22 protein-coding genes are annotated in these 20,039 nt (G+C 49.0%); 16 read left to right on the top strand and 6 right to left on the bottom strand.

Features of this window, described 5'->3' with window-relative positions; translation table 11 throughout:
- The first annotated feature begins 25 nt into the window (after positions 1–25).
- Both LY85_RS05035 and LY85_RS05030 read left to right on the top strand, forming a co-directional pair.
- Positions 26–601: a glucose-6-phosphate isomerase family protein gene (locus LY85_RS05035; RefSeq protein WP_038325011.1), complete on the top strand. Its 576-nt coding sequence runs from the start codon at positions 26–28 to the stop codon at positions 599–601.
- Positions 602–604: 3 nt separating this feature from the next.
- A complete protein-coding gene (locus LY85_RS05030; protein ID WP_141825725.1) occupies positions 605–1,543 on the top strand; it encodes a class I mannose-6-phosphate isomerase in 939 nt (312 codons plus the stop codon).
- A gap of 55 nt (positions 1,544–1,598) precedes the next feature.
- On the opposite strand, the gene LY85_RS05025 is transcribed toward LY85_RS05030, so the two are convergent.
- A complete protein-coding gene (locus LY85_RS05025) occupies positions 1,599–2,441 on the bottom strand; it encodes a MurR/RpiR family transcriptional regulator (protein WP_038325008.1) in 843 nt (280 codons plus the stop codon).
- Between the two features lie 232 nt (positions 2,442–2,673).
- Here LY85_RS05025 and LY85_RS05020 point away from each other — a divergent pair, with 232 nt between their 5' ends.
- The 5 genes from LY85_RS05020 (at position 2,674) to LY85_RS05000 (ending at position 5,565) form a co-directional block, all read left to right on the top strand.
- Positions 2,674–3,147 carry a PTS glucose transporter subunit IIA gene (locus LY85_RS05020; RefSeq protein WP_042082004.1) on the top strand — a complete coding sequence of 158 codons (474 nt, stop codon included), beginning with the start codon at positions 2,674–2,676 and terminating at the stop codon, positions 3,145–3,147.
- Positions 3,140–3,964, top strand: a complete 825-nt coding sequence (locus LY85_RS05015) for an HAD family hydrolase (protein WP_141825723.1) — start codon at positions 3,140–3,142, stop codon at positions 3,962–3,964. The genes LY85_RS05020 and LY85_RS05015 overlap by 8 nt, the downstream gene beginning before the upstream one ends.
- Positions 3,965–4,006: 42 nt before the next feature.
- On the top strand, positions 4,007–4,264 hold the full coding sequence (locus LY85_RS05010; protein ID WP_038325004.1) for an HPr family phosphocarrier protein: 258 nt from the start codon (positions 4,007–4,009) through the stop codon (positions 4,262–4,264).
- A gap of 391 nt (positions 4,265–4,655) precedes the next feature.
- Positions 4,656–5,153 (top strand): MarR family transcriptional regulator, encoded by a 498-nt coding sequence (locus LY85_RS05005; RefSeq protein WP_052010665.1) that lies wholly within the window; start codon positions 4,656–4,658, stop codon positions 5,151–5,153.
- A 43-nt stretch (positions 5,154–5,196) separates the two neighbouring features.
- Positions 5,197–5,565, top strand: coding sequence for a metal-dependent transcriptional regulator (locus tag LY85_RS05000; protein ID WP_141825722.1), 369 nt, complete (start codon positions 5,197–5,199; stop codon positions 5,563–5,565).
- Between the two features lie 489 nt (positions 5,566–6,054).
- Here the strand turns inward: LY85_RS05000 and LY85_RS04995 are convergent, their stop codons facing one another.
- From LY85_RS04995 to gap, 3 genes are all read right to left on the bottom strand, one after another.
- Positions 6,055–6,708, bottom strand: coding sequence for a hypothetical protein (locus LY85_RS04995; RefSeq protein WP_141825721.1), 654 nt, complete (start codon positions 6,706–6,708; stop codon positions 6,055–6,057).
- Between the two features lie 104 nt (positions 6,709–6,812).
- Positions 6,813–7,391, bottom strand: coding sequence for an RNA polymerase sigma factor (locus LY85_RS04990; protein ID WP_279230990.1), 579 nt, complete (start codon positions 7,389–7,391; stop codon positions 6,813–6,815).
- Between the two features lie 479 nt (positions 7,392–7,870).
- Positions 7,871–8,881: a type I glyceraldehyde-3-phosphate dehydrogenase gene (gene gap, locus LY85_RS04985; protein ID WP_141825719.1), complete on the bottom strand. Its 1,011-nt coding sequence runs from the start codon at positions 8,879–8,881 to the stop codon at positions 7,871–7,873.
- Between the two features lie 176 nt (positions 8,882–9,057).
- Here gap and LY85_RS04980 point away from each other — a divergent pair, with 176 nt between their 5' ends.
- From LY85_RS04980 to LY85_RS04940, 9 genes are all read left to right on the top strand, one after another.
- Positions 9,058–9,912, top strand: coding sequence for an AraC family transcriptional regulator (locus tag LY85_RS04980; RefSeq protein ID WP_141825718.1), 855 nt, complete (start codon positions 9,058–9,060; stop codon positions 9,910–9,912).
- Positions 9,913–10,540: 628 nt separating this feature from the next.
- Positions 10,541–11,323: an adenosylmethionine decarboxylase gene (speD, locus tag LY85_RS04975; RefSeq protein WP_141825717.1), complete on the top strand. Its 783-nt coding sequence runs from the start codon at positions 10,541–10,543 to the stop codon at positions 11,321–11,323.
- A complete protein-coding gene (locus tag LY85_RS04970) occupies positions 11,320–12,768 on the top strand; it encodes an aminotransferase class I/II-fold pyridoxal phosphate-dependent enzyme (protein ID WP_141825716.1) in 1,449 nt (482 codons plus the stop codon). Before speD ends, LY85_RS04970 begins: the two co-directional genes overlap by 4 nt.
- The gene (gene speE / locus LY85_RS04965; protein WP_141825715.1) at positions 12,768–13,622 is read left to right on the top strand and encodes a polyamine aminopropyltransferase; all 855 of its coding nucleotides are present in this window, start codon (positions 12,768–12,770) and stop codon (positions 13,620–13,622) included. The genes LY85_RS04970 and speE overlap by 1 nt, the downstream gene beginning before the upstream one ends.
- Complete coding sequence (gene speB, locus LY85_RS04960; protein ID WP_141825714.1) at positions 13,615–14,478, top strand: agmatinase; 864 nt, start codon at positions 13,615–13,617, stop codon at positions 14,476–14,478. The genes speE and speB overlap by 8 nt, the downstream gene beginning before the upstream one ends.
- Positions 14,471–15,673 carry a saccharopine dehydrogenase family protein gene (locus tag LY85_RS04955; RefSeq protein WP_141825713.1) on the top strand — a complete coding sequence of 401 codons (1,203 nt, stop codon included), beginning with the start codon at positions 14,471–14,473 and terminating at the stop codon, positions 15,671–15,673. The genes speB and LY85_RS04955 overlap by 8 nt, the downstream gene beginning before the upstream one ends.
- A complete protein-coding gene (gene nspC, locus LY85_RS04950; RefSeq protein WP_141827976.1) occupies positions 15,673–16,803 on the top strand; it encodes a carboxynorspermidine decarboxylase in 1,131 nt (376 codons plus the stop codon). The genes LY85_RS04955 and nspC overlap by 1 nt, the downstream gene beginning before the upstream one ends.
- Positions 16,804–17,031: 228 nt before the next feature.
- Entirely contained in the window at positions 17,032–17,928 is an 897-nt protein-coding gene (locus tag LY85_RS04945) for a helix-turn-helix domain-containing protein (RefSeq protein WP_141825712.1), read from the top strand.
- 130 nt (positions 17,929–18,058) lie between these two features.
- On the top strand, positions 18,059–18,298 hold the full coding sequence (locus LY85_RS04940) for a ribonuclease HII (protein ID WP_141825711.1): 240 nt from the start codon (positions 18,059–18,061) through the stop codon (positions 18,296–18,298).
- Between the two features lie 265 nt (positions 18,299–18,563).
- On the opposite strand, the gene LY85_RS04935 is transcribed toward LY85_RS04940, so the two are convergent.
- Positions 18,564–19,496 (bottom strand): DMT family transporter, encoded by a 933-nt coding sequence (locus LY85_RS04935; protein WP_141825710.1) that lies wholly within the window; start codon positions 19,494–19,496, stop codon positions 18,564–18,566.
- A gap of 40 nt (positions 19,497–19,536) precedes the next feature.
- Positions 19,537–20,028, bottom strand: a complete 492-nt coding sequence (gene leuD, locus LY85_RS04930; protein ID WP_141825709.1) for a 3-isopropylmalate dehydratase — start codon at positions 20,026–20,028, stop codon at positions 19,537–19,539.
- Between the last annotated feature and the right edge of the window lie 11 nt (positions 20,029–20,039).

Raw genomic sequence — 20,039 nt, 5'->3', positions numbered from 1 at the left:
AGAATTCAGAAAGGAACGGAAAATCATGAGGGAAGACTTTATCCGCGAACCGAAGGGAATACAGAAATGGTGGGAAGACTGCGAGCTTTCCGGCCAGAACGTTGTCTGGCGTCAGAAAAAAATCAGCGAGCTGAAGGGCATTTACAAAAATGAGGATGCTCTGGCGGCGTTCGGCGACCAGCTTGCCTACCGCGTAGCGAATCAGAATTTCCACCGCACCGACTACGTCAAGGGCAATCTGCAGTGGGGCATTACTTATCTGGAAGCTTACTGCGTCGACGGGGAATGCAGCATGACGCACGGACATTTCCACATTGACCGCGACTGCGACGAATATTACTACGGCCTGCAGGGCGAAGGCTTTCTGCTGTTCTGGGACGGCGGGGACGAATTTTACGCGGAAAAGATTTTTCCGGGCTCGCTGCACTACATCAGCGGTAAATACGCCCACCGTATCATCAATTCCGGCGAAGGCGTTCTGGCCGTGGCCGCGTGCAGCCTGCCCGCCACCAAGCAGGACCACGCCGTCATTGAACAGAAGCCGTTTCCTTTCCGCTGCTATAAGCGCAACGGAGAAATCCAGTGGGTCGGGGAGGGCTGAAAAATGGAACCGATTCTTCCCATCTCCGGTTACTGCGTCAGCGTCTGGGGCGGCAGCCGTCTTACAGATATTCGGGGCATCACGCCGCCCGAAGGGCAGCAGTATGGAATCTGCCGGGAGGTGAGCGCCTACCGGAACACAACAAGCAAAATTCTCAGCGGCGAATATGCCGGCAAAACCCTTCACGAACTGATCGGCCTCCGGCACGGGGAACTGCTGGGCAGGGACCCCGCCGACCAGCTGGTGCGTGTGGCCTATATTGACGCGCGGGAGGATCTTTCCATTCAGGTCCACCCCGGCGAAGAGTATGCGAGCCGCGTGGAAAACGATTTTGAAAAGTCGGAATCGTGGTACATTCTGGACTGCGACGAAGGCGCCTATGTGGTGGCCGGAACGACGATAACGGACAAAGAGCAGCTGCGCAAAGCCGCCGCCGACGGCACCATCGAGCAATATATCCGCAAAGTGCCGGTGAAAAAGGGCGACTTCGTCATGATTCCCGCCGGGATGCTGCACGCCTGCGGCAAAAACATGCTGGCGCTGGAGGCGGGCAGCTTTGGCGGCATCACCTACCGCCTGTACGACTATGGGCGCGGCAGAGAGCTGCATCTGGAAAAGGGGTTTGATGTGCTTGACCCGGCCCTGCAGCCTGAGGTGCGGCACTTCGAGCCGGGAAGCAGGCCGGCCGCCGGCGCCAGCGTGCGGGAAGCGATCCGCCATCCCAGCTTCTGCGTGGATATCGTGGATATCGCGGACGAATGGGAGCCGGAAAACAACGGCGTCTGCCTGTCGCTTACCGCCGTGGAAGGGAACGCCGTCGTGGAAACCGCCGAAGGGCGGTATCAGATGAATCATACCCACACCGTTCTTCTTCCGTCGGACCGGAAGTCCTGCAAAGTAAAAGGAAACTGCAGAATCCTGTGCTGCTGGCACCCGTTCTGAGAATATCAAAAAGACCGGCCCCGTTCGGGGCCGGTCGTATTCTCCGCAAACAGGACTACTCTTTCAGTCTCAGCAGCAGCGAACGGTAATCCGTAAGCATTTTCGCCGGGTCCTCTCCGCTCTCGTTCACAAAATTCAGGAACAGGATGTCCACAATAAACAGCTGCGCGTACCGTGAAAAAATGGCCGCTACTTTCGTCACCTGTTCTACGTTCGGAACGAAAAGGCAGATGTCGGCGAGTTCGGAAAGGGTCGTGTGGCCGTACCGGGTAATGGCGATGACTTTGCATCCGTTTTCCTTCGCCCGCTGGACGGCCAGATTTACCTCGCGCGTGATTCCGCTGTAGGAAACGGCCACGACAACATCGTCGGGGCCCGCCATGATGGCGTTTTGGGTGCCGAAGTTTCCGTCGATGTTGTAAATACAGCACTTATGCATCTTCATCAGCTTCTGCTGCAAATCCTGTACGATCAGGGAAGATGCCCCGATACCGAAAAAGTACACCAGTTTGGCGCGGTTGATGATGGACACGGCCTCCCTGAATTTTTCAAGGCGGTTGATGTTCAGCGCTTCCTGGCACACGCTGGTAATATTGTGAAGAAAGTGCTGGTTGAGATCGTCTTTGTTATTGCCCCACTGAAGAATCTCATTGAAATCGTTTACGGTTTTCACGTCCACGTTGCGCACCAGCTCTATGCGCATTTCGTTAAAGGATTTGTATTCCAGATTGTGGACAAAACGCGTTACGGTGGAAGGGGCCACCCCGGCCGCGCTGGCCAGGCCGTATATACTCAGCTTTACGGTCTGCTCTGGATTCTGTGTAATATAATCCGCAATTCTGCGTTCCGCTTTGGTAAACGAATTGTAATATTGACTGATTCGAGTCAGGCAGTTCATAAAGGAAACCTCCGACTGGTCTTTGAATGATTGGACAGCTGGACCATCATTATTGTAACATGTTTTTAACCGGGTGTATACACGGGAATTGTTCTCTAACGGACCTATTTTAAAAAATAGGAACGCAGCCTTGTTGCAGAATGAACTGGAAATGCTGTAAACAGGTTTCCGCAGGTCTTGAAGGAAAGCGGAAACCGAAGACAATTTTATCGCAAGAAAGGAAACAGGAACCATGGAAAGGAAAGTATATTCGCCGATTACCGGCCGCGCTGTCTCTGTTACCGAGGTCCCGGACGAAGTTTTTTCCGGGAAAGTGCTGGGCGACGGCGTCGCCGTTTATCCCGAGTCGCCGTTCGTGCTGGCGCCGTTCGACGGCGTGATCTCCAATATCGCCAGGACCCTGCACGCCATATGCATCACCGGCGACAACGGAATCGAGCTGCTGATTCATCTCGGGATAGACACGGTGAAACTGAACGGAAAGGGATTCACCTGCTATGTGGAAGACGGCAGCCGTGTCCGCAGGGGCGACCGGATTATGAAAATGGATCTCAAGCTTTTCAAGTCAAACAATTTCCGAATGATTTCCCCTTGTATTATCACCAATCTGGCCGACTTTACAAATCCAAAAATCCGGCTGGGAGAAGTGACCGCGGCGCAGTCGGAGATTATTTCCTGCGAATCCGCAGAGGCCGCCGATGACTGATCTCCGTGCCGTTATTACCGATCTGGACGGCACTCTTCTGAATGACCGCGGCTATGTCCATCCGGACGACCTGAAGACGCTGTCCAAGCTTCGGGAACACGGCGTACGAACACTGATCGCGACAGGCCGCCATCCCGATCTGTTCCGTTTCTATCTGCCGCGGCTTGGGACGATGGACGCAGCCGTCGCCTGCAACGGAACCCTGCTGTACGACCCCTCCCGGGATGTCGGAGAGGTCCTGGATCAGTTCACGGCCGGGCAGCTGGAGCGGCTGGATCGCTTTTGCAGACGTGAAGGATTGTATTTTAATTATTACACTTCCGTCAGCCCGTATTTCTGCCGGCGTGACCCCAGGCTTTCAGCGGACGGCCGGTCGGTGGAAATGCATAAAAATTTTTTTATCCGCTCCGGTATCCGGTCTTATGAAGAATGGAGAGGCCTGCCGGAGGAACCTGTGGTAAAGGCATCGATTCCGACCCTTTTACCGGAGCAGATGGATAGACTGCAGAGGGAATTCGCCGACCTGACTCTGGAGCTCTATCATAGTCCCTGCTGCGTGGAAATGGAACCTCCGGACTGCGGCAAAGGGCCGGGCCTGAAGAAGGCCGCGCAGAAACTCCGTTTTCCGCTGGAAAAAACCCTGGTAATCGGAGACAGCAGCAATGACATTTCCATGTTTCGCGTGGCGGGCTTTGCCGCGGCACCCGCGAACGTGTCCCCGGAAGCGGAACCCTACATAGCCTATCGCGGGACCGACAACAATCATGCGCCGATTACGGATATCGTGCGCCATTTTGCGCCGGAGCTGCTGCGATAGCACAGCGGAGACGGCTGGGAAATCATCAAGGAGGAAAAGGAAATGAAAACGTTTGAGTATATCGTAACCGCAGAGGAAGGGCTGCACGCACGGCCGGCGGGCCTGCTGGCGCAGGCCGCGAAAAAATGCGTGTCCAAAATCACTATGACGGCGGCCGGTAAATCGGCAGACGCCAAACGGCTTTTCGCGATCATGAATCTCGGTGTAAAGAAGGGCGACGGAGTCGTCTTTCAGATTGAAGGCGAGGGCGAAGAAACCGAAAGCAGACAGCTTCGGGATTTTTGCGAAAAGAATCTATGATTTTACTGCCTTTTACACGATAGCAAGAAAATGCGCCTTAAAACGGGTTCTTGAAGCCCGCTCAAAGGTGCATTTTTTGTTGAGGGGCTGTTTTGCAACAGCTCCTTTGTACTTATGAGCTTCGCGAAAAAGTTTCAGCGTTCAGACCTGTCCGCTATGCAAAAAGAAAAAATCCAACGGTACATTCAGATAGCTACAGCATTTCCAGTTGATTCTGCAATAAGTTTGCGTTTCTCCCCCCGCCGAAGGCGGGGGGAGAAACGTGTTTTGTCTCGCAAACTAAAATGGAATTGCTGTAGATGAAAACTGTTGACAAATTAGAAAGCTACCTTTATAATATAGGAAGGTAGCTTAATAAAACTTGAACGGCCCGATCTAAGGAGGGAAAATCATGAGTGAGAGCAAATACAGCGGGTTGGTGGAGCAGTTTATGCAAATCCAATGGCTGCTCATCCGGCATCACCACCACAACCACATGGCTTTCGGCCTGACGGGGAATCCATACCGCGGTCAGGGACGGGTGCTGAAATTGCTGAAAATGAAGCCGGAAATCACGCAGAAAGAGCTTTCGGACTTAATGGATATGCGTCCCCAATCTTTGGGGGACCTGCTGAAGAAGCTGGAGCAGAAAGGGTACATCACGCGTACGCCGTCGGAGGATGACAAGAGGGTCATGATTATCCGCTTGACCGAGAAAGGGAAAAACGCCGAAATCCAGGACGACAGGCAGCTTGGATTTGAAACATTATTCGACTGCCTCTCGGAAGAAGAGCAGACGAAGCTGGGGGAATATCTGGAGCGCATTATAGACGATTGGCGCGGCGACAATGAACAGGAGTTCGGATTCGGACATTTTGGGCACGATGGCTTCTGGAATCGGCACAGCTAAGAGGACGGCGCATACCGCCCGAACCCCGTAAGGAGGTTAGAGAATGGACAATAATACGATAACCCCTTCGCTTGAGAATTACCTTAAAACGATATACCTCCTGCACAAGGCGGACAGCTCCGTCCGGCTTATCGACATTGCCGAAAGGATGTCCGTGTCGAAACCGAGTGCAAACAGGGCGGTTGCGGAGCTGTCGGAAAAAGGATTTGTGGAACACGAGAAATTCGGTCCCATACGATTGACCGATCAAGGAATTGCAACAGCGCAAAAACTGCTCGCCAAGTTTGACACAATCAAGCGTTTTTTAATGAACGTGCTGAAGCTCAGCGAAGCTCTGGCGGTAAGTGAGGCCTGCGTCCTTGAGCATACGATTCAGGATGTAACATTGAATCAAATGGCGGCACTGATATGAATACGCCAAACCAGGTTGAATGCATACGTACTGTGCCATACAAATGCCTGCACGAAAGAAATAACATAGAAAGCAATGCTTACAAGCTCATTATACGGAGGTTATACACGATGTTTCCTTGGATCAAAAGGAAGACAGCCATGCCCATTGACCCTGCGCTTCAGCAAATATTGGAAACAAAACGCTGTGGCCAATGTCCGCGAAATTGCAGGCTGTCGGACCCGAAATGCGGGCGCGGAAAAAAGCAGGCGGAAATCGCGGCGAAAAATAACACAAAAGGATAATCAACTATTGGTTTCATTACCGTGACACCGGACGGCTGTAAAAAATGCACCTTAAGCGGGCTTTAAAAACCCGTTTTAAGGCGCATTTTCTTTTTATGAAAAGCGATTCCTTTGTGCAATTTGCTGTCATAAAATTCATTTCACAGTGGCTCAGGTAATGCAGGGGACGGAACTTTGACCGCGAGGGCCGAACCGGTTACGGCCCTCATTTGTTTTTATCCACAATCTCCTTTGCCATTGCCGTCAGATCAGTCTGCTGAAGCTTGCTGTCAGAGGCCATTAAATCATAGCTGATCCCTTCGCTGTCGGTCCAGGTTACGTTCTGAACGATGCTGTTCCGTACGGCGTCGCTGCCGTAAGTGAACATGATCTCTCCGCTTTCCTGGGCCTTTTTGTCTTGTTCCGTCAATTGATAATCTGCCGGAACAAATTTATATTTCTGTGAGGAATAAGAAAGGGTCACACCTTTATAATCCGTGTTTACCTCTTTGGAATCTGATGTTGCTCCGGGAAGCTGTTTGTTGGCGTATAGGTTTACTTTCTTATCCTTGCCGGATACATATGTGTAGGAAATAAATTTATAATCGCCCATTTTTTTGCCGTTTTCATCAACCGGGGTGGTATTGCCGATGACCGCTTCCTGAAAAGTATAGCCGTTTGAAAACGTTTCCAAATTGTTCGGAACAAATCCAAGATCCTTTTGAAGCGCTTTTTCCGTCGGAAAAGAAGTATAGGTCGGTTTGGATGACGAGGTTGACAGATACTGGCTGACTTGTGTCGCCGCGAAAACGGTAACCGTGGTCAAACAGAGGATGGCGGCCAGAATCACTGCGCTTTTTAGTGAAAGTCGTTTCTTCATTAGAAAACCCTCCTTTTGGGTCTGTTGTTTCATTGCTTTATTTATTCTGAGTCTTAATTGATCGGAAGCCTCAACCTGGTTCGAGATATTTAAGAGCGCCTCTTTTATATTTTCTTCAAATACTTTTGTGGTCTGCATAGGTCCCCGCACTCCTCTCCTGAATGGTTAACAGAATACAGCCTTGCTTTCAACTTCTTCCTTGCTGAAAAAAGTCTGGACTTTACGGTACCTTCCAGACATCTGCAAACTTTTGCGATCTCCTTTGTAGAAAGGCCGTTAAAGTAGTACAAAATGATAACTGTTTTCTGCTTTGGCTCCAAATGGTTGATTTCCGAGTATAAAAGTCTGTTTTCCTCAACTGCTGAATATTGTTCATTTAAAAGATCAAGATTTGACTCCTCGACCTTTTCCGCCATGTTATCCATTGGTATTTCACGGCTGGCTGACCGGCCGAATTTCCAGGCTGTTCTGGTCAATATTCTGAAAAACCAGGCATGAAAGCCGTTCGGATTTTGCAGGTCGCCGATATGTTTAAAGCATTTTATAAACGCCTCTTGTGCAATATCCTCACAGATGGACTTTCTGCCGGTAATCAGATAAGCCGTTCTGACCGCTTCATTCTTGTACTTCTCGAATATCTGGTCGAACGCATCAGAATTTCCTTGCTGCATCATTAAAATCAAATCTGAATCTTCGATTTTGCATTCTCCTTTCCCGGAACGATTCGGTGCACCTGACTATAAGAGTCCCTGAAAGATGAAACGGTTCAAAAAAAATCAGTTTTATCATAAAAATATTCGCACAGGACCTCAAGGATAAATAAACGGCTTCGCCGTCCTTGGCTTCCCGTGTGCCTGCTGTTATATTGCAGATATGGCAGCATCAGACAAAGTCGCTGCCGTCACATCTTATTTTGCTCCATTTTACACCCGTGTCTGAACTTTTAACAGAATTTGGGATACTCCCCAGACGCCGCCAGTAACTTAGGGCTTTTGCCCAAATATGAAGACCCCCCGGTTTTACCGGGGGGTAACTATTCTAACACGCAGTGATACGACTTCACAATGCGGTTTCAATTTTATATTCCAGCGTGTATTGAAAGAAACAATAGAGATTGATGGCTTCTCACAAGTTCTTAGTGCCTTATATTACAAGCCGCAGATTATAGTTCTGCAAAATATTTAATTGTTCTAACCATTTGGCTTGTATACGAATTTTCATTATCGTACCATGACACAACTTTCACTAAAGCCTTCCCATCAGGAAGGGAAGTAACCTTTGTTTGTGTAGCATCAAACAATGAACCATATGTTATACCAATTATATCTGAAGATACCAGCTGTTCTTCTGTATATCCAAATGAATCGGAAGATGCCGCTTTCATAACAGCATTTATATCCTCTTTCTTTATCGTCTTATTGACTACAGCGACTAACTCTGTCACCGAACCAGCCGGTACTGGCACGCGCTGAGATACACCGTCTAATTTCCCCTCTAATTTTGGAATCACCAGTCCGATTGCTTTAGCTGCACCAGAAGAAGTTGGTACGATGTTTAAAGCTGCTGCACGTGCTCTTCGCAAGTCGCCCTTTGCATGTGGGCCGTCAAGGGTCATTTGGTCACCGGTATAAGCATGAATTGTTGTCATAAATCCTTTTTCAATTGGAGCCAATTTATCAAGCACATCAACCATCAGAGCCAAACAATTTGTTGTGCATGAAGCGGCTGAAATAACCGTATCATTTTTGGTCAAAACATGTTCGTTTACTCCATACACAATGGTGGGCAGATCATTTCCAGCCGGAGCAGAGATAACAACCTTTTTAGCCCCTGCTTCAATATGGGCTGATGCTTTTTCTTTGGATGTAAAAAATCCTGTACATTCTAAAACCACATCTACATCAAGCTTACTCCAAGGAAGATTTTTAGGATCCTTTTGAGCATAAATTTCAATTTCTTTTCCTGCTACCACAATAGAGCTTTCTTTTGTTTCTACCTTATCCGCTAAAGCATATCTTCCCTGCGCAGAATCGTACTTTAATAAATGAGCCAACATCTGGGGGCTGGTTAAGTCATTAATTGCTACTACCTCATATCCCTCTGCGGAGAACATTTGTCTAAAAGCAAGTCGGCCAATGCGTCCAAAGCCGTTAATTGCAACCTTTACTGCCATGATTTATTTTCCTCCTTGTTAATTAAAAAATCATTCTAACACAACGTTAATAGTAAAAAGCTGGCTAACATGTTGATATTATATCCTTTTGCTATATTAATATTTTATAACTTGCAGCTCTGTGGTACAATGAAATAAACGAAGAATTTAACTATACTATCTGTAAGGAGAGTGTTATGCCACAAATAGACCGCTATAAAAAAAGAACTGTTGATATAGATTTTTTTGCCACGGAAGATTTTAAAGCGCTCCCATACCAGAGCCGGTTTACTATAGTATTTGTCACCAGCGGGAGCATAAAAGGAACGTTGAACAATCGGCCTATTGCAATTTCTGCACCCGGAATACTCTGTTTGTCAGAAACTGATGTGATACAAGTTTTTAAAAGAGAAAAAGTATCCGCGCAATCGTTCAGCTTTGACCCGGATTTTCTCAGTACAATACCAATTTCAAAAACAGAAGATTATTTTATGCCTGATTTAAAAATACACACAGGATTATCTTTATTTCAAAGAGATAGTACACATACTGGCGTACCCGTTATTACTACAAAAGCATATTCGAAATTGTTAGATTGGTTTTTTATTATTGGAACAGAAGTATTTGCTCAAAGCGATTCACTTTGGGTTTGCAGAATCAAAAAAAATCTTATTCAAATGTTAGGTTTAATCGAAAGCTTGGATTCGGAAAATAGACAATCTCCTGTTGATACGGTTTTAGAATATATACACACCAATTACGCTAATAAGATTACTCTAGGAGATTTAACACAATGTGCTCACCTAAACCGTGTTTCACTCAATGAGATGTTTCATCAACGATGTAACTGCACAGCAATGTCCTATTTATTATCATATCGGTTAAAAGTCGCAGAAGAATTACTCACCCACACTGGTATGACCTTGAATGAAATTGCACGTTCTACAGGTTTTGAATACGACACCTATTTTATTAAGCAATTTACTGCTAAAAAAATGATGTCTCCTACATCATTCCGAAACACCTCCCGTAAACTGGCAAGTTATCTGTAGCCATGCAGGGGTAATATGCTTCTACGAGCATGAATTCGGGATACAAAAAAATTGATATTCTGATTCCTTATAAGGGCCTGCTGCAATTCCATTTCAGTTTGCGAGACAAAACGCAACCTTGTTGCAGAATCAGCTGAAAATGCTGTCATGCGATAATTCTGTTCAAAATAGTCTGTCTTTTGAACGGTAAAAAATATAATTGACATTGGACGAATAACATGATAATCTAAACACGGTCGTCTATACAGGACGAGAATTTACTGACCGCTTCTATTTTTTAGAGGTTCAGGGCCTACGGACAGCCCGGTCAACTGCCGACGCGGAGCAATCCGCATTATTGATTGCGTTAAAAGCGCAACTTTTATAAGCTGGCAACTTAATTGCCTGTTGGGTTCATTCGCCCGAAGTGTACTATGGTACACACTTGTAAAACGGTCAATAAGAGTAGTAAAAGTAAGTTCTTTGCTATATAGACTCTGAAACATCAGCACGAAAGCAATCCTTCCTTACGGCATATCCATGTGAAAATCGTGGTGTTCCGTGTGGTGCTGTTTATATTGAATTGATTTTATAGGTGTGTCACAGTATACTGTGGCGCACTTATTTTTTTATTTAGGGAGGAATTATCATGGCGGATAAGCTAAGCCTGTACGGTTTTAATAATCTGACAAAATCGCTCTGTTTCAATATTTATGATATTTGTTATGCAAAAACCCCCCGCGAGCAGCAGGACTATATCAAATACATCAACGAGCAGTACAATTCCGAGCGCCTGACCGCGATCCTTACCCACCTGACGGAAATGATCGGCGCAACGGTGCTGAATATTTCAAAGCAGGACTACGAACCGCAGGGGGCGTCGGTAACCCTTTTAATTGCCGAAGAAAGCATGGTGCAAAACCTCAGCGGTGAAACAGTGGTGGCGCATCTGAATAAAAGCCATGTCAGCGTACACACCTATCCCGAATATCATCCCGGGACCTCGATCGCAACCTTCCGGGTGGATATTGACGTAGCCACCTGCGGGGAGATTACGCCGCTTTCCACTCTTGAGTTTCTCATCAACAGCTTTGACTCGGATATCATCACCATGGATTACCGCGTACGCGGCTTTACCCGCGACGTAGAGGGGAAAAAGCTGTTTACCGACCAGAAAATCAGCTCGATCCAAAATTTCATTACGCCGGAAACATTAAAGAAATACGATGCCATTGACATCAACGTTTATCAGGCAAACATCTACCACACCAAAATGCTTATCAAGGATATCGTTTTGCAGAACTACCTTTTTAATTCCGATGTTTATGAAATCCCGCCAAAGCTGCGTTTGGACATTACACAGGCGCTGCGGCAGGAGATGATCGAGATTTTCAGCGGCGAAAACATTTATCAGGAGGGTGGAGCCCAATGAAACAAAATCAGGCTCCCCTTTATGAAGCGCTGGAGCGCGTGAGGGACGGCGGTCTTGTACCGTTCGATGTTCCGGGGCATAAGCGGGGCAAGGGCAACCGGGAGCTGACCGAGTTTTTGGGCGAACGCTGCCTTTCCGTCGACGTTAATTCGATGAAGCCTCTGGACAACCTGTGCCACCCCACGGGGGTACTCCAAGAAGCCGAAGCCTTGGCCGCACAGGCCTTTGGCGCGGCGCACGCTTTTTTTATGGTGGGCGGTACGACCTCTTCGGTGCAGGCGATGATCCTTTCCCACGTGAAGGCGGGCGAGCGGATTATCCTGCCGCGCAATGTGCACCAGAGCGCAATCAACGCCCTGGTACTCTGCGGTGCGGTGCCTGTTTATATCAATCCCCGGACCGACAAAAAAATCGGTATCGCACTGGGCATATCGGTCGCCGATGTCAAACGGGCAATCGCGGAGCATCCGGAAGCGAAAGCAATTTTAGTCAATAACCCCACTTACTACGGCATTTGCTCTGATTTAAAGCAAATCACCCGGCTGGCCCACGCGCAGGGAATGAAGGTACTGGTGGACGAAGCCCACGGCACGCACTTTTATTTTGGGAAGGATATGCCGGTTTCCGCTATGGCGGCGGGCGCGGATATGGCGGCCGTGAGCATGCATAAATCGGGCGGCTCGCTTACGCAAAGCTCGATCCTGCTGTGCGGGGAGCATGTGAACGCCCACTATGTGCGGCAGATTATCAACCTGACCCAAACCACCAGCGCGTCTTACCTGCTGCTTTCCAGCCTGGACATTTCACGCCGCAACCTCGCTCTGCGCGGGGAAGAGCTGTTTGAGAAGGTCAAACGCTTTTCACAGTATGCCCGGGAGGAAATCAACAAGCTGGGTGATTATTACGCCTACGGCAGGGAGCTGTGCAACGGCGACAGCTTTTTTGATTTTGACGCCACCAAACTTTCGGTCAACACCCGTGCTCTGGGTTTGGCGGGTATTGAGGTCTACGATATTCTGCGTGAGGAATATGATATTCAGGTGGAATTCGGCGATTTGGGAAATATCCTTGCCTATATTTCACTTGGGGATAAAAACAAGCATATCGAACGGCTTATCAGTGCCCTGGGCGAAATCCGGCGGCTTTACAAGCGCCCTGTCAGAGAGATGCCCGAGAGCGAATATATCAGCCCCGACGTGGTGCTGTCCCCGCAGGCGGCCTTTTACGGCGATAAGCAGAGCCTGCCGCTTGCGCAGTGCGCGGGCAGGATATGTGCCGAATTTGTGATGTGCTATCCGCCGGGGATCCCGATTCTTGGCCCGGGCGAGCGTGTTACCGGGGAAATTATTGCATACGTCCGGTATGCAAAGGAAAAGGGCTGCTTGCTTACAGGGCCCGAGAGCATGGATGTAAGCAGCCTGAACGTGCTGAAAGGAGAAGGGTGATGGACGATTTATGGTACAGCGAATATGATACGCCCAACGTGCGCTTTTCGATCAGGGTAAACGCGCAGTTACACAGCGAGCAAAGCGATTATCAGAAAATCGCCGTGTATGACTCCCCCGAGTTCGGGCGCTTTTTGACGCTGGACGGCGTGCTGATGCTCACCGAGCGGGACGAGTTTATTTATCACGAGATGATTACCCACGTTCCGATGGCTGTCAGCCCGGAGGTCAAACGGGTGCTGCTGATCGGCGGGGGAGACGGCGGCGCAGCCAGAGAGCTCGGTAAATATCCGGACATTGAGCAGATCGACGTGGTAGAGATTGACCGGCGCGTGGTCGCTGTCTGCAAACAGTATCTGCCTCAGACCGCCTGCGGGTTTGATAATCCAAAGGTCCGGCTGCATTTTAACGACGGTCTGCGCTTTGTCCGTTCGGCAGAGGAGGAATACGACCTGATTATCGTCGATTCCACCGACCCCTCGGGACCGGGTGAAGTGCTTTTTACCAAAGAGTTTTACGGCAACTGCATGAAAGCGCTGCGCCGGAACGGGATCATGGTCAACCAGCACGAAAGCCCCTTCTATAGCGAGGATGCCAAAGCCATGAAGGCGGCGCATAAGCGGATTGTTTCGGTATTTCCGCTGGCGCGTGTCTATCAGGCGCATATCCCCACCTATCCCTCGGGGCAGTGGCTGTTCGGCTTCGCCTCCAAGGGGCTGCATCCGCTGAGAAATCTGGACGCGGAACGCTGGAATGCCCTGGGCATTCCGACACGTTACTACAATACCAATCTGCACAGGGGCTCGTTTTATCTGGCAAATTACATCGAGGAGGCGCTGAGCGAAAATGAATAGGAATCTGCAATGCTTTTTGTCCTGCGAAGCAGAGTACGACGAAGCGGATATCGCGCTCTTTGGCGTGCCGTTTGACGGTACGACCTCCTTTCGCCCCGGCGCACGCTTCGGCCCCGCCGCAATCCGCGGAGAAAGCTTTGGGCTTGAAACCTACTCGCCGTACTGCGGCCGCGACCTTACCGACTGCCGTATCTTTGACGGCGGCGATTTAGAGCCGCCCTTCGGCAATCCCCGGCGGATGCTCGCGCTGACACAGGAGTATACCGCACGGGTGCTGGAAGACGGCAAGCTGCCCGTTATGCTGGGCGGCGAACACTTGATCACCCTTGGTGCGGTGCGGGCGGTGCTGGAGCGCTATCCCGGGCTGCATATCATCCATTTTGACGCGCATACCGACCTGCGCAGCGATTATCTGGGCGAGGAGCTTTCCCACGCCACGGTCATGCGGCAGATCTGGAAGCTGGTGGGAGACGGCAGGATACACCAGTTCGGCATCCGCAGCGGAGAGCGGTACGAATTTGAATTTGCGGGGGCCCATACCGACCTTCATCCGTTCAACCTGCACGATTTCGAGTCGTTTCTGCCCAGTCTGGCGGGAAAACCCGTCTACTTCTCGCTGGATTTGGATGTGCTGGACCCCTCTGTGTTTTGCGGCACGGGCACTCCCGAGCCGGGCGGAGTCGGTTTTCAGGAGCTTTTAGACGCCGTTCTGCAGCTGCACCGGCTGAATATTGTAGGCTGTGATATCAACGAGCTATCCCCCCACTACGACCATAGCGGGGCCTCCACAGCCGTCGCCTGTAAAATCGTCAGAGAACTACTATTACAGCTAAAAGGAGAAATGGAAAATGGGTAAATGTATGATCATCGGCTGCGGGGGTGTGGCGGGCGTTGCCATCCACAAGTGCTGTCAGAACAGCGATGCCTTTGAAGAGATTATGATTGCCAGCCGCACCAAATCGAAATGCGACACTCTGAAGGATTCGCTGCAGGCCAGTACCAAAACCAAAATCCACACCGCGCGGGTAGATGCCGACAAGGTGGACGAGCTGGTTGCGCTGATCCGGGACTTTCAGCCCGATGTCGTCCTGAATCTGGCCCTGCCATATCAGGATTTAAGCATTATGGAAGCCTGCCTTGCCACCAAAACGCACTACGTCGATACCGCCAACTATGAACCGACCGATACCGCCAAATTTGAGTATAAATGGCAGTGGGACTATCGCGAACGCTTTCGCGAGGCGGGGATCTGCGCGCTGCTGGGCAGCGGCTTTGACCCCGGCGTAACCGGCGTATTCTCGGCCTATGCGCTCAAGCACCAGTTTGATGAAATCAGCGAGATCGATATCCTCGATTGCAACGGCGGTGACCACGGGTATCCCTTTGCCACCAACTTTAACCCCGAAATCAACATCCGTGAGGTATCCGCCAAAGGCAGCTACTGGGAAGACGGGGGCTGGGTGGAAACCGAACCGATGGAGATCAAGCGCCGGTACGACTTTGCGGGAGTAGGGCCCAAGGATATGTATCTGCTGCATCATGAGGAAATCGAAAGCCTTGCCCTCAACATCCCCGGTATCCGCCGCATCCGTTTTTTCATGACCTTTGGCGAAAGCTATCTGACCCATCTGAAGTGCTTGGAAAACGTGGGCATGACCTCCATCAAGCCGATTCTGTACGAGGGGCGCGAGATTGTACCCCTGCAATTTTTAAAGGCGGTCCTGCCCGACCCTGCTTCGCTTGGCCCGCGCACGGTCGGCAAGACGAACATCGGCTGTATCTTTCAGGGGAAAAAGGACGGCAAGGATAAAACCTACTGCCTCTACAATATCTGCGACCATCAGGAATGCTATCGTGAGGTGGGCTCCCAGGCGATTTCATATACCACCGGCGTGCCCGCTATGATCGGCGCTATGCTGGTGATGAACGGCACATGGAACAAACCGGGGGTCTGGAATATTGAGGAATTTGATCCCGATCCGTTCATGGATGCACTCAATCAATGGGGACTGCCCTGGATCGAAGACTTTGCCCCCGTCCTGGTGGAATGATGGATCCCCGTATCTTTGCGCTTCCCACCCCTTGCTATGTGGTGGATGAGGCGCTTCTTATAAAAAATCTGGAAATCCTCCGCGACACCGCCCGGCGGGCCGGCTGTAAAATTCTGCTGGCGCAAAAAGCCTTTTCGATGTTTGCAGTCTATCCGCTGATCAGGCAATATCTTGACGGAACCACTGCAAGCGGGCTTTTTGAAGCAAAGCTGGGGCACGAAGAAATGGGAGGAGAAACGCATATTTTTTCGGCCGCTTATCTTGAAAATGATTTTGAAGAAATATTAAGAATCTGCGACCACATTACCTTCAATTCCTTTTATCAGTGGGAAAAGTATAGGCGTCAGTCGCTCGCTTCCGGAAAAAGCTTCGGAATCCGGATCAATCCGGAGCATTCCACACAGGAGCACGGTATCTACGACCCCTGTGCGGCCGGTTCAAGGTTAGGGGTAACACTCCAAAATTTTCGTCCGGACCTGCTCGAGGGGATTGAAGGACTGCATTTTCATACTCTGTGCGAGCAAAACAGCGATGCGTTAATGGAAACACTGGCGGCGGTAGAGGACAAGTTCGGCGCATTTTTGCCGCAGATGAAATGGGTGAACTTCGGGGGCGGGCACCACATCACCCGCCCGGATTATGACCGGGACGCGCTGATTGCCTATATCCGGCGCTTTCGGGCAAAATACGGTGTCGAGGTTTATCTTGAGCCGGGGGAAGCGGTGGCGCTGAATGCGGGCTTTCTGGTAACCAGTGTGCTGGACATTGTAAAAAACGGCGTCGAAACAGCCCTGCTGGATGCTTCGGCGGCCTGCCATATGCCCGATGTGATCGAAATGCCCTACCGTCCGCCCCTTTACGAAAGCGGAAACGCCGGCGAAAAAGCATATACCTACCGTCTTGCGGGTGCTACCTGTCTGGCGGGAGACGTCATTGGCGATTACTCCTTCGATCATCCCTTAAAACCGGGCGACCGCCTTGCCTTTTGTGATATGGCGATTTATTCGATGGTAAAAAACAACACCTTTAACGGGATTTGTCTGCCATCCATCGCACTGCGCAGGCGAAACGGCGAACTGACGGTGATCAGGAGCTTCGGGTACGCCGATTTCAAAAACAGATTATCTTAATAACGTTTTATACAGACGGAAAACAAATCGGGCTCTCATAAAAATGAGAGCCCGATTTGTTTTAATGGCTATAGGCGGGACCCATGATTCCTGCTCCGTTTCCGTACGGTTGATGTAATTGGCTTTTCAGAGGTTCAATTTCAAATTTCACGTTTTGAATATTCATGTTATAATAGACACGGTTATCCGTCCGGAAAAGTATGCAGGGCGAAAGGAGCGGAAAGAGATTTGAGAAATATCTCCAATATAGAATTTCATGCGGGAAGTAAAGAGGAACGGTTGCCTGATTTCGCGTCTGATTTTCCATATATCGCTTCTCACGCTGATTTTATAGGACGTTTCGTACCATGGCACTGGCATAAAGCAGTAGAACTTTTTTATATGCAAAGCGGTACACTGGAATATTATACGCCAAAAGGAAAAAAGGTATTTCCCACAGGTTCCGGCGGGTTGGTCAATTCGAATGTGCTTCATATGACAAAGCCGCAGGCGGAAGGAACCATTCAGCTTCTGCATATTTTCGATCCTTCTTTTATCGCCGGAGAGCAGGGGTGCCGGATCGAACAAAGGTATATTACACCGGTTATCGCGCATTCACAGTTGGAAATCATAGCATTATATCCCGATCATCCGGAACAGGCACCGTTATTAAATACAATCCGGGAATCTTTTAACCTTTCTGAAAACGATTTTGGATACGAAATCAAACTGCGCGCATCTTTGTCTGACATATGGCTCCGCCTTCTTACCATGTCTTCCCCTTTACTGAGGGAGGGGGGAGATTATGACAGAATAAATGATAAGATAAAATTGATGATGATCTATATCCATGAACATTATGCAGAGAAAATCTCAATCGGGGAAATTGCCGCTGCTGCTTTTTCCAGTGAACGTGAGTGCTTTCGGGCATTCCATGATTGCCTGCATATGACGCCTGTGGAATATATAAAAAGTTACCGGCTGCAAATGGCGTGCCATCTGCTGGCTAAAAGCCGGGAATCCATTACGTTTATCAGCCGCGCCTGCGGATTGGGAAGCAGCAGCTATTTCGGAAAAATGTTTCGGGAACATGCCGGCTGTACTCCCGCAGAGTATCGCAGAAAATGGCGGGATAATGATATATAAAGGCGGAAATATGATATTTATCCAGAAAAGATTGCACTATAATGATATCCGTAAAGGTGATGGGGCAATCTGAAAAAGCAAAGCTCATTGCAATCACCGCAACCGTTTTCTCATGAATGGAGGGTCTGCAATGATAAAACTGGACGTCTTTAATATGAAAAACTTTTTACAGACAGTAAACGAGTGTAGTGGAGCGATTAATTTGCTGCACCCGGACGGCAGAAAAGAAAACATTAACAAACAGTATGGTGTTCAGAATGAATTGCTGCAAAAACATAGGGAAAACAAAGGCTTTCTGCGGATCTCACTGGATATTCCAGCCTACAGGGATTATATGCGTCTTGTATATTTTACGATTGGGGACTCTTAAATAGTTTGTCTGTCAATTTTTCATCAGAAAAGGGCCTGACCGGTTTTTGGGTCAGGCCCCGGTCGTTTCAAGAAAAAGAGCCAAAACGCATCACAATCAGGTGTGCGTTTTGGCTCTTCATTGGTTTCGGAACCGTCCCAGGGACAGCTTCTCTGCTCAGGGAAGGTTTTGCCGGCAAAGTATAGAAGGCTTGCTTCTGTGACAATGCTGATTTTACCGGGAATTCAGTGTCGTCTGAATTCTGTGAACAGGTCTCTGGTTCCGGCTATTGCGGGTTTGCGCTTGCTAATTTCTGTTTCTCCTTCTCCGCTTTGCGGTTGCTGGAAAAGCTGACAAAGGAGCCCACCAGGACAAACAGAATGCCGATTACGACGTTTGGCACAATTGTCTCGCCAAGCAGAACAATTGCTAAAATCGTAGCCAGGGCAGGCTTTATCAGGAACACCATGGAGGTCATGACGGGGGAAGTCAGCTTCACGGCTCCAAGGAAGAATATGTAGCTGAAAGCCTTGATGAAGATTCCCATGTAAAGAAGGATGATGACGCTCTGGGGTGCGATTCCGGAGAGGATCGGCCTTTTGGTGATTACCAGTATCAAAAACAGAACAATGATTCCGACCAGGAAACAAAAGAAGTTCAGCACATAAGAGCCATAGTAGCCGATTCTCGTCTTGCTGCAGACGTTAAAGATGGCCCATGCTACCGCGGCAACCAATGCATACAGAATCCCTGTGAGGTTGCGGCCTCCGGTCATTCCGGTGAGCAGGCTTACCGGGTTAAAGATAACGATAACGCCGACGATGCTGATAGCCATGGAAATGAGATCGGTTTTACTGATCTTAGATTTCAAAATCATGACTGCAAACGGTATGGTAAAAATTGCGTTGGAACAGAAAACCACCGCTGAAGTAGACGCCGCCGTATAGGTGACCGCAAACTGCAGGCACAGCATCGACACGGGAACGCATAAGATTCCCATCGGGATAAAATATGCCCAATCCTTCGCGGTCAGTTTCAGCTTTTCCTTCTTCATCTCCTTGAACGCCATGGGCGCCAGAATGATGGTTCCAATGGTAAATACGATGAAGGTGACCTGTATCGGATCCATTTTTCCCGTGGTCGCCAAAAATTTACCGGAAATTTCCTGCGTGCTGTACAGCAATGCCGCTAAAACGATATACAAATATCCCTTTTTCATTTCAATTCCCCCAAAAATATTTTATTTTATCCACCACTTATCAATCGATCGATTGCTCCAAAAACGGTATCAGTCCTCCTGCGTTTACCAGTTTCAGGATATGCTCCGGCATTTTTGTGGATTTATAAACTTCGGACCTGGTGAGATTGCTGACCTTCCCGTCGAAAAAATCCACTTCTATTTCATCCCCATCGGAGATTTTGTCCGTCTCCTGACACTCAATGACCAGCAGGCCCAAATTGATCGCGTTTCTGTAAAAAATTCTTGCAAAAGATTTCGCTAAGATTACTTTTACTCCCAATTCTCTAAGGCACAGCGGGGCTGTCTCCCTGCTGGAGCCTGACCCAAAATTGTTTTCCGCGACCAGAATATCACCGGGTTTGAATTTCTTGGAAAAATCTTTGTCAATTGGGTACATCGTATAGGCTGCCGCCTCTTTGATGCTGAGTTCAATATAATTAGGAGGAGATATGATGTCGGTATTGATATTGTCACCATATTTATGAACTTTTCCTCTAAACTTGTTTTCCACAGTGTTGCCTC

It is taken from the genome of Clostridium sp. KNHs216, assembly GCF_006714885.1.
Lineage (GTDB): Bacteria > Bacillota > Clostridia > Oscillospirales > Acutalibacteraceae > Caproiciproducens.
The sequence above is the reverse complement of the archived record's forward strand: the minus strand, read 5'-3'. Positions and strand labels throughout refer to the sequence as shown.

Coding starts and splice junctions, on each gene's coding strand:
- LY85_RS04935 (WP_141825710.1), bottom strand. CDS start 19,496: ATGAAAAAGGGATATTTGTATATCGTTTTAGCGGCATTGCTGTACAGC.
- nspC (WP_141827976.1), top strand. CDS start 15,673: ATGGATCCCCGTATCTTTGCGCTTCCCACCCCTTGCTATGTGGTGGAT.
- LY85_RS05030 (WP_141825725.1), top strand. CDS start 605: ATGGAACCGATTCTTCCCATCTCCGGTTACTGCGTCAGCGTCTGGGGC.
- LY85_RS05010 (WP_038325004.1), top strand. CDS start 4,007: ATGAAAACGTTTGAGTATATCGTAACCGCAGAGGAAGGGCTGCACGCA.
- LY85_RS04955 (WP_141825713.1), top strand. CDS start 14,471: ATGGGTAAATGTATGATCATCGGCTGCGGGGGTGTGGCGGGCGTTGCC.
- LY85_RS05020 (WP_042082004.1), top strand. CDS start 2,674: ATGGAAAGGAAAGTATATTCGCCGATTACCGGCCGCGCTGTCTCTGTT.
- speE (WP_141825715.1), top strand. CDS start 12,768: ATGGACGATTTATGGTACAGCGAATATGATACGCCCAACGTGCGCTTT.
- LY85_RS05025 (WP_038325008.1), bottom strand. CDS start 2,441: ATGAACTGCCTGACTCGAATCAGTCAATATTACAATTCGTTTACCAAA.
- LY85_RS04970 (WP_141825716.1), top strand. CDS start 11,320: ATGAAACAAAATCAGGCTCCCCTTTATGAAGCGCTGGAGCGCGTGAGG.
- gap (WP_141825719.1), bottom strand. CDS start 8,881: ATGGCAGTAAAGGTTGCAATTAACGGCTTTGGACGCATTGGCCGACTT.
- LY85_RS05035 (WP_038325011.1), top strand. CDS start 26: ATGAGGGAAGACTTTATCCGCGAACCGAAGGGAATACAGAAATGGTGG.
- speD (WP_141825717.1), top strand. CDS start 10,541: ATGGCGGATAAGCTAAGCCTGTACGGTTTTAATAATCTGACAAAATCG.
- LY85_RS04940 (WP_141825711.1), top strand. CDS start 18,059: ATGATAAAACTGGACGTCTTTAATATGAAAAACTTTTTACAGACAGTA.
- speB (WP_141825714.1), top strand. CDS start 13,615: ATGAATAGGAATCTGCAATGCTTTTTGTCCTGCGAAGCAGAGTACGAC.
- LY85_RS05005 (WP_052010665.1), top strand. CDS start 4,656: ATGAGTGAGAGCAAATACAGCGGGTTGGTGGAGCAGTTTATGCAAATC.
- LY85_RS04980 (WP_141825718.1), top strand. CDS start 9,058: ATGCCACAAATAGACCGCTATAAAAAAAGAACTGTTGATATAGATTTT.
- LY85_RS04995 (WP_141825721.1), bottom strand. CDS start 6,708: ATGAAGAAACGACTTTCACTAAAAAGCGCAGTGATTCTGGCCGCCATC.
- LY85_RS05000 (WP_141825722.1), top strand. CDS start 5,197: ATGGACAATAATACGATAACCCCTTCGCTTGAGAATTACCTTAAAACG.
- LY85_RS05015 (WP_141825723.1), top strand. CDS start 3,140: ATGACTGATCTCCGTGCCGTTATTACCGATCTGGACGGCACTCTTCTG.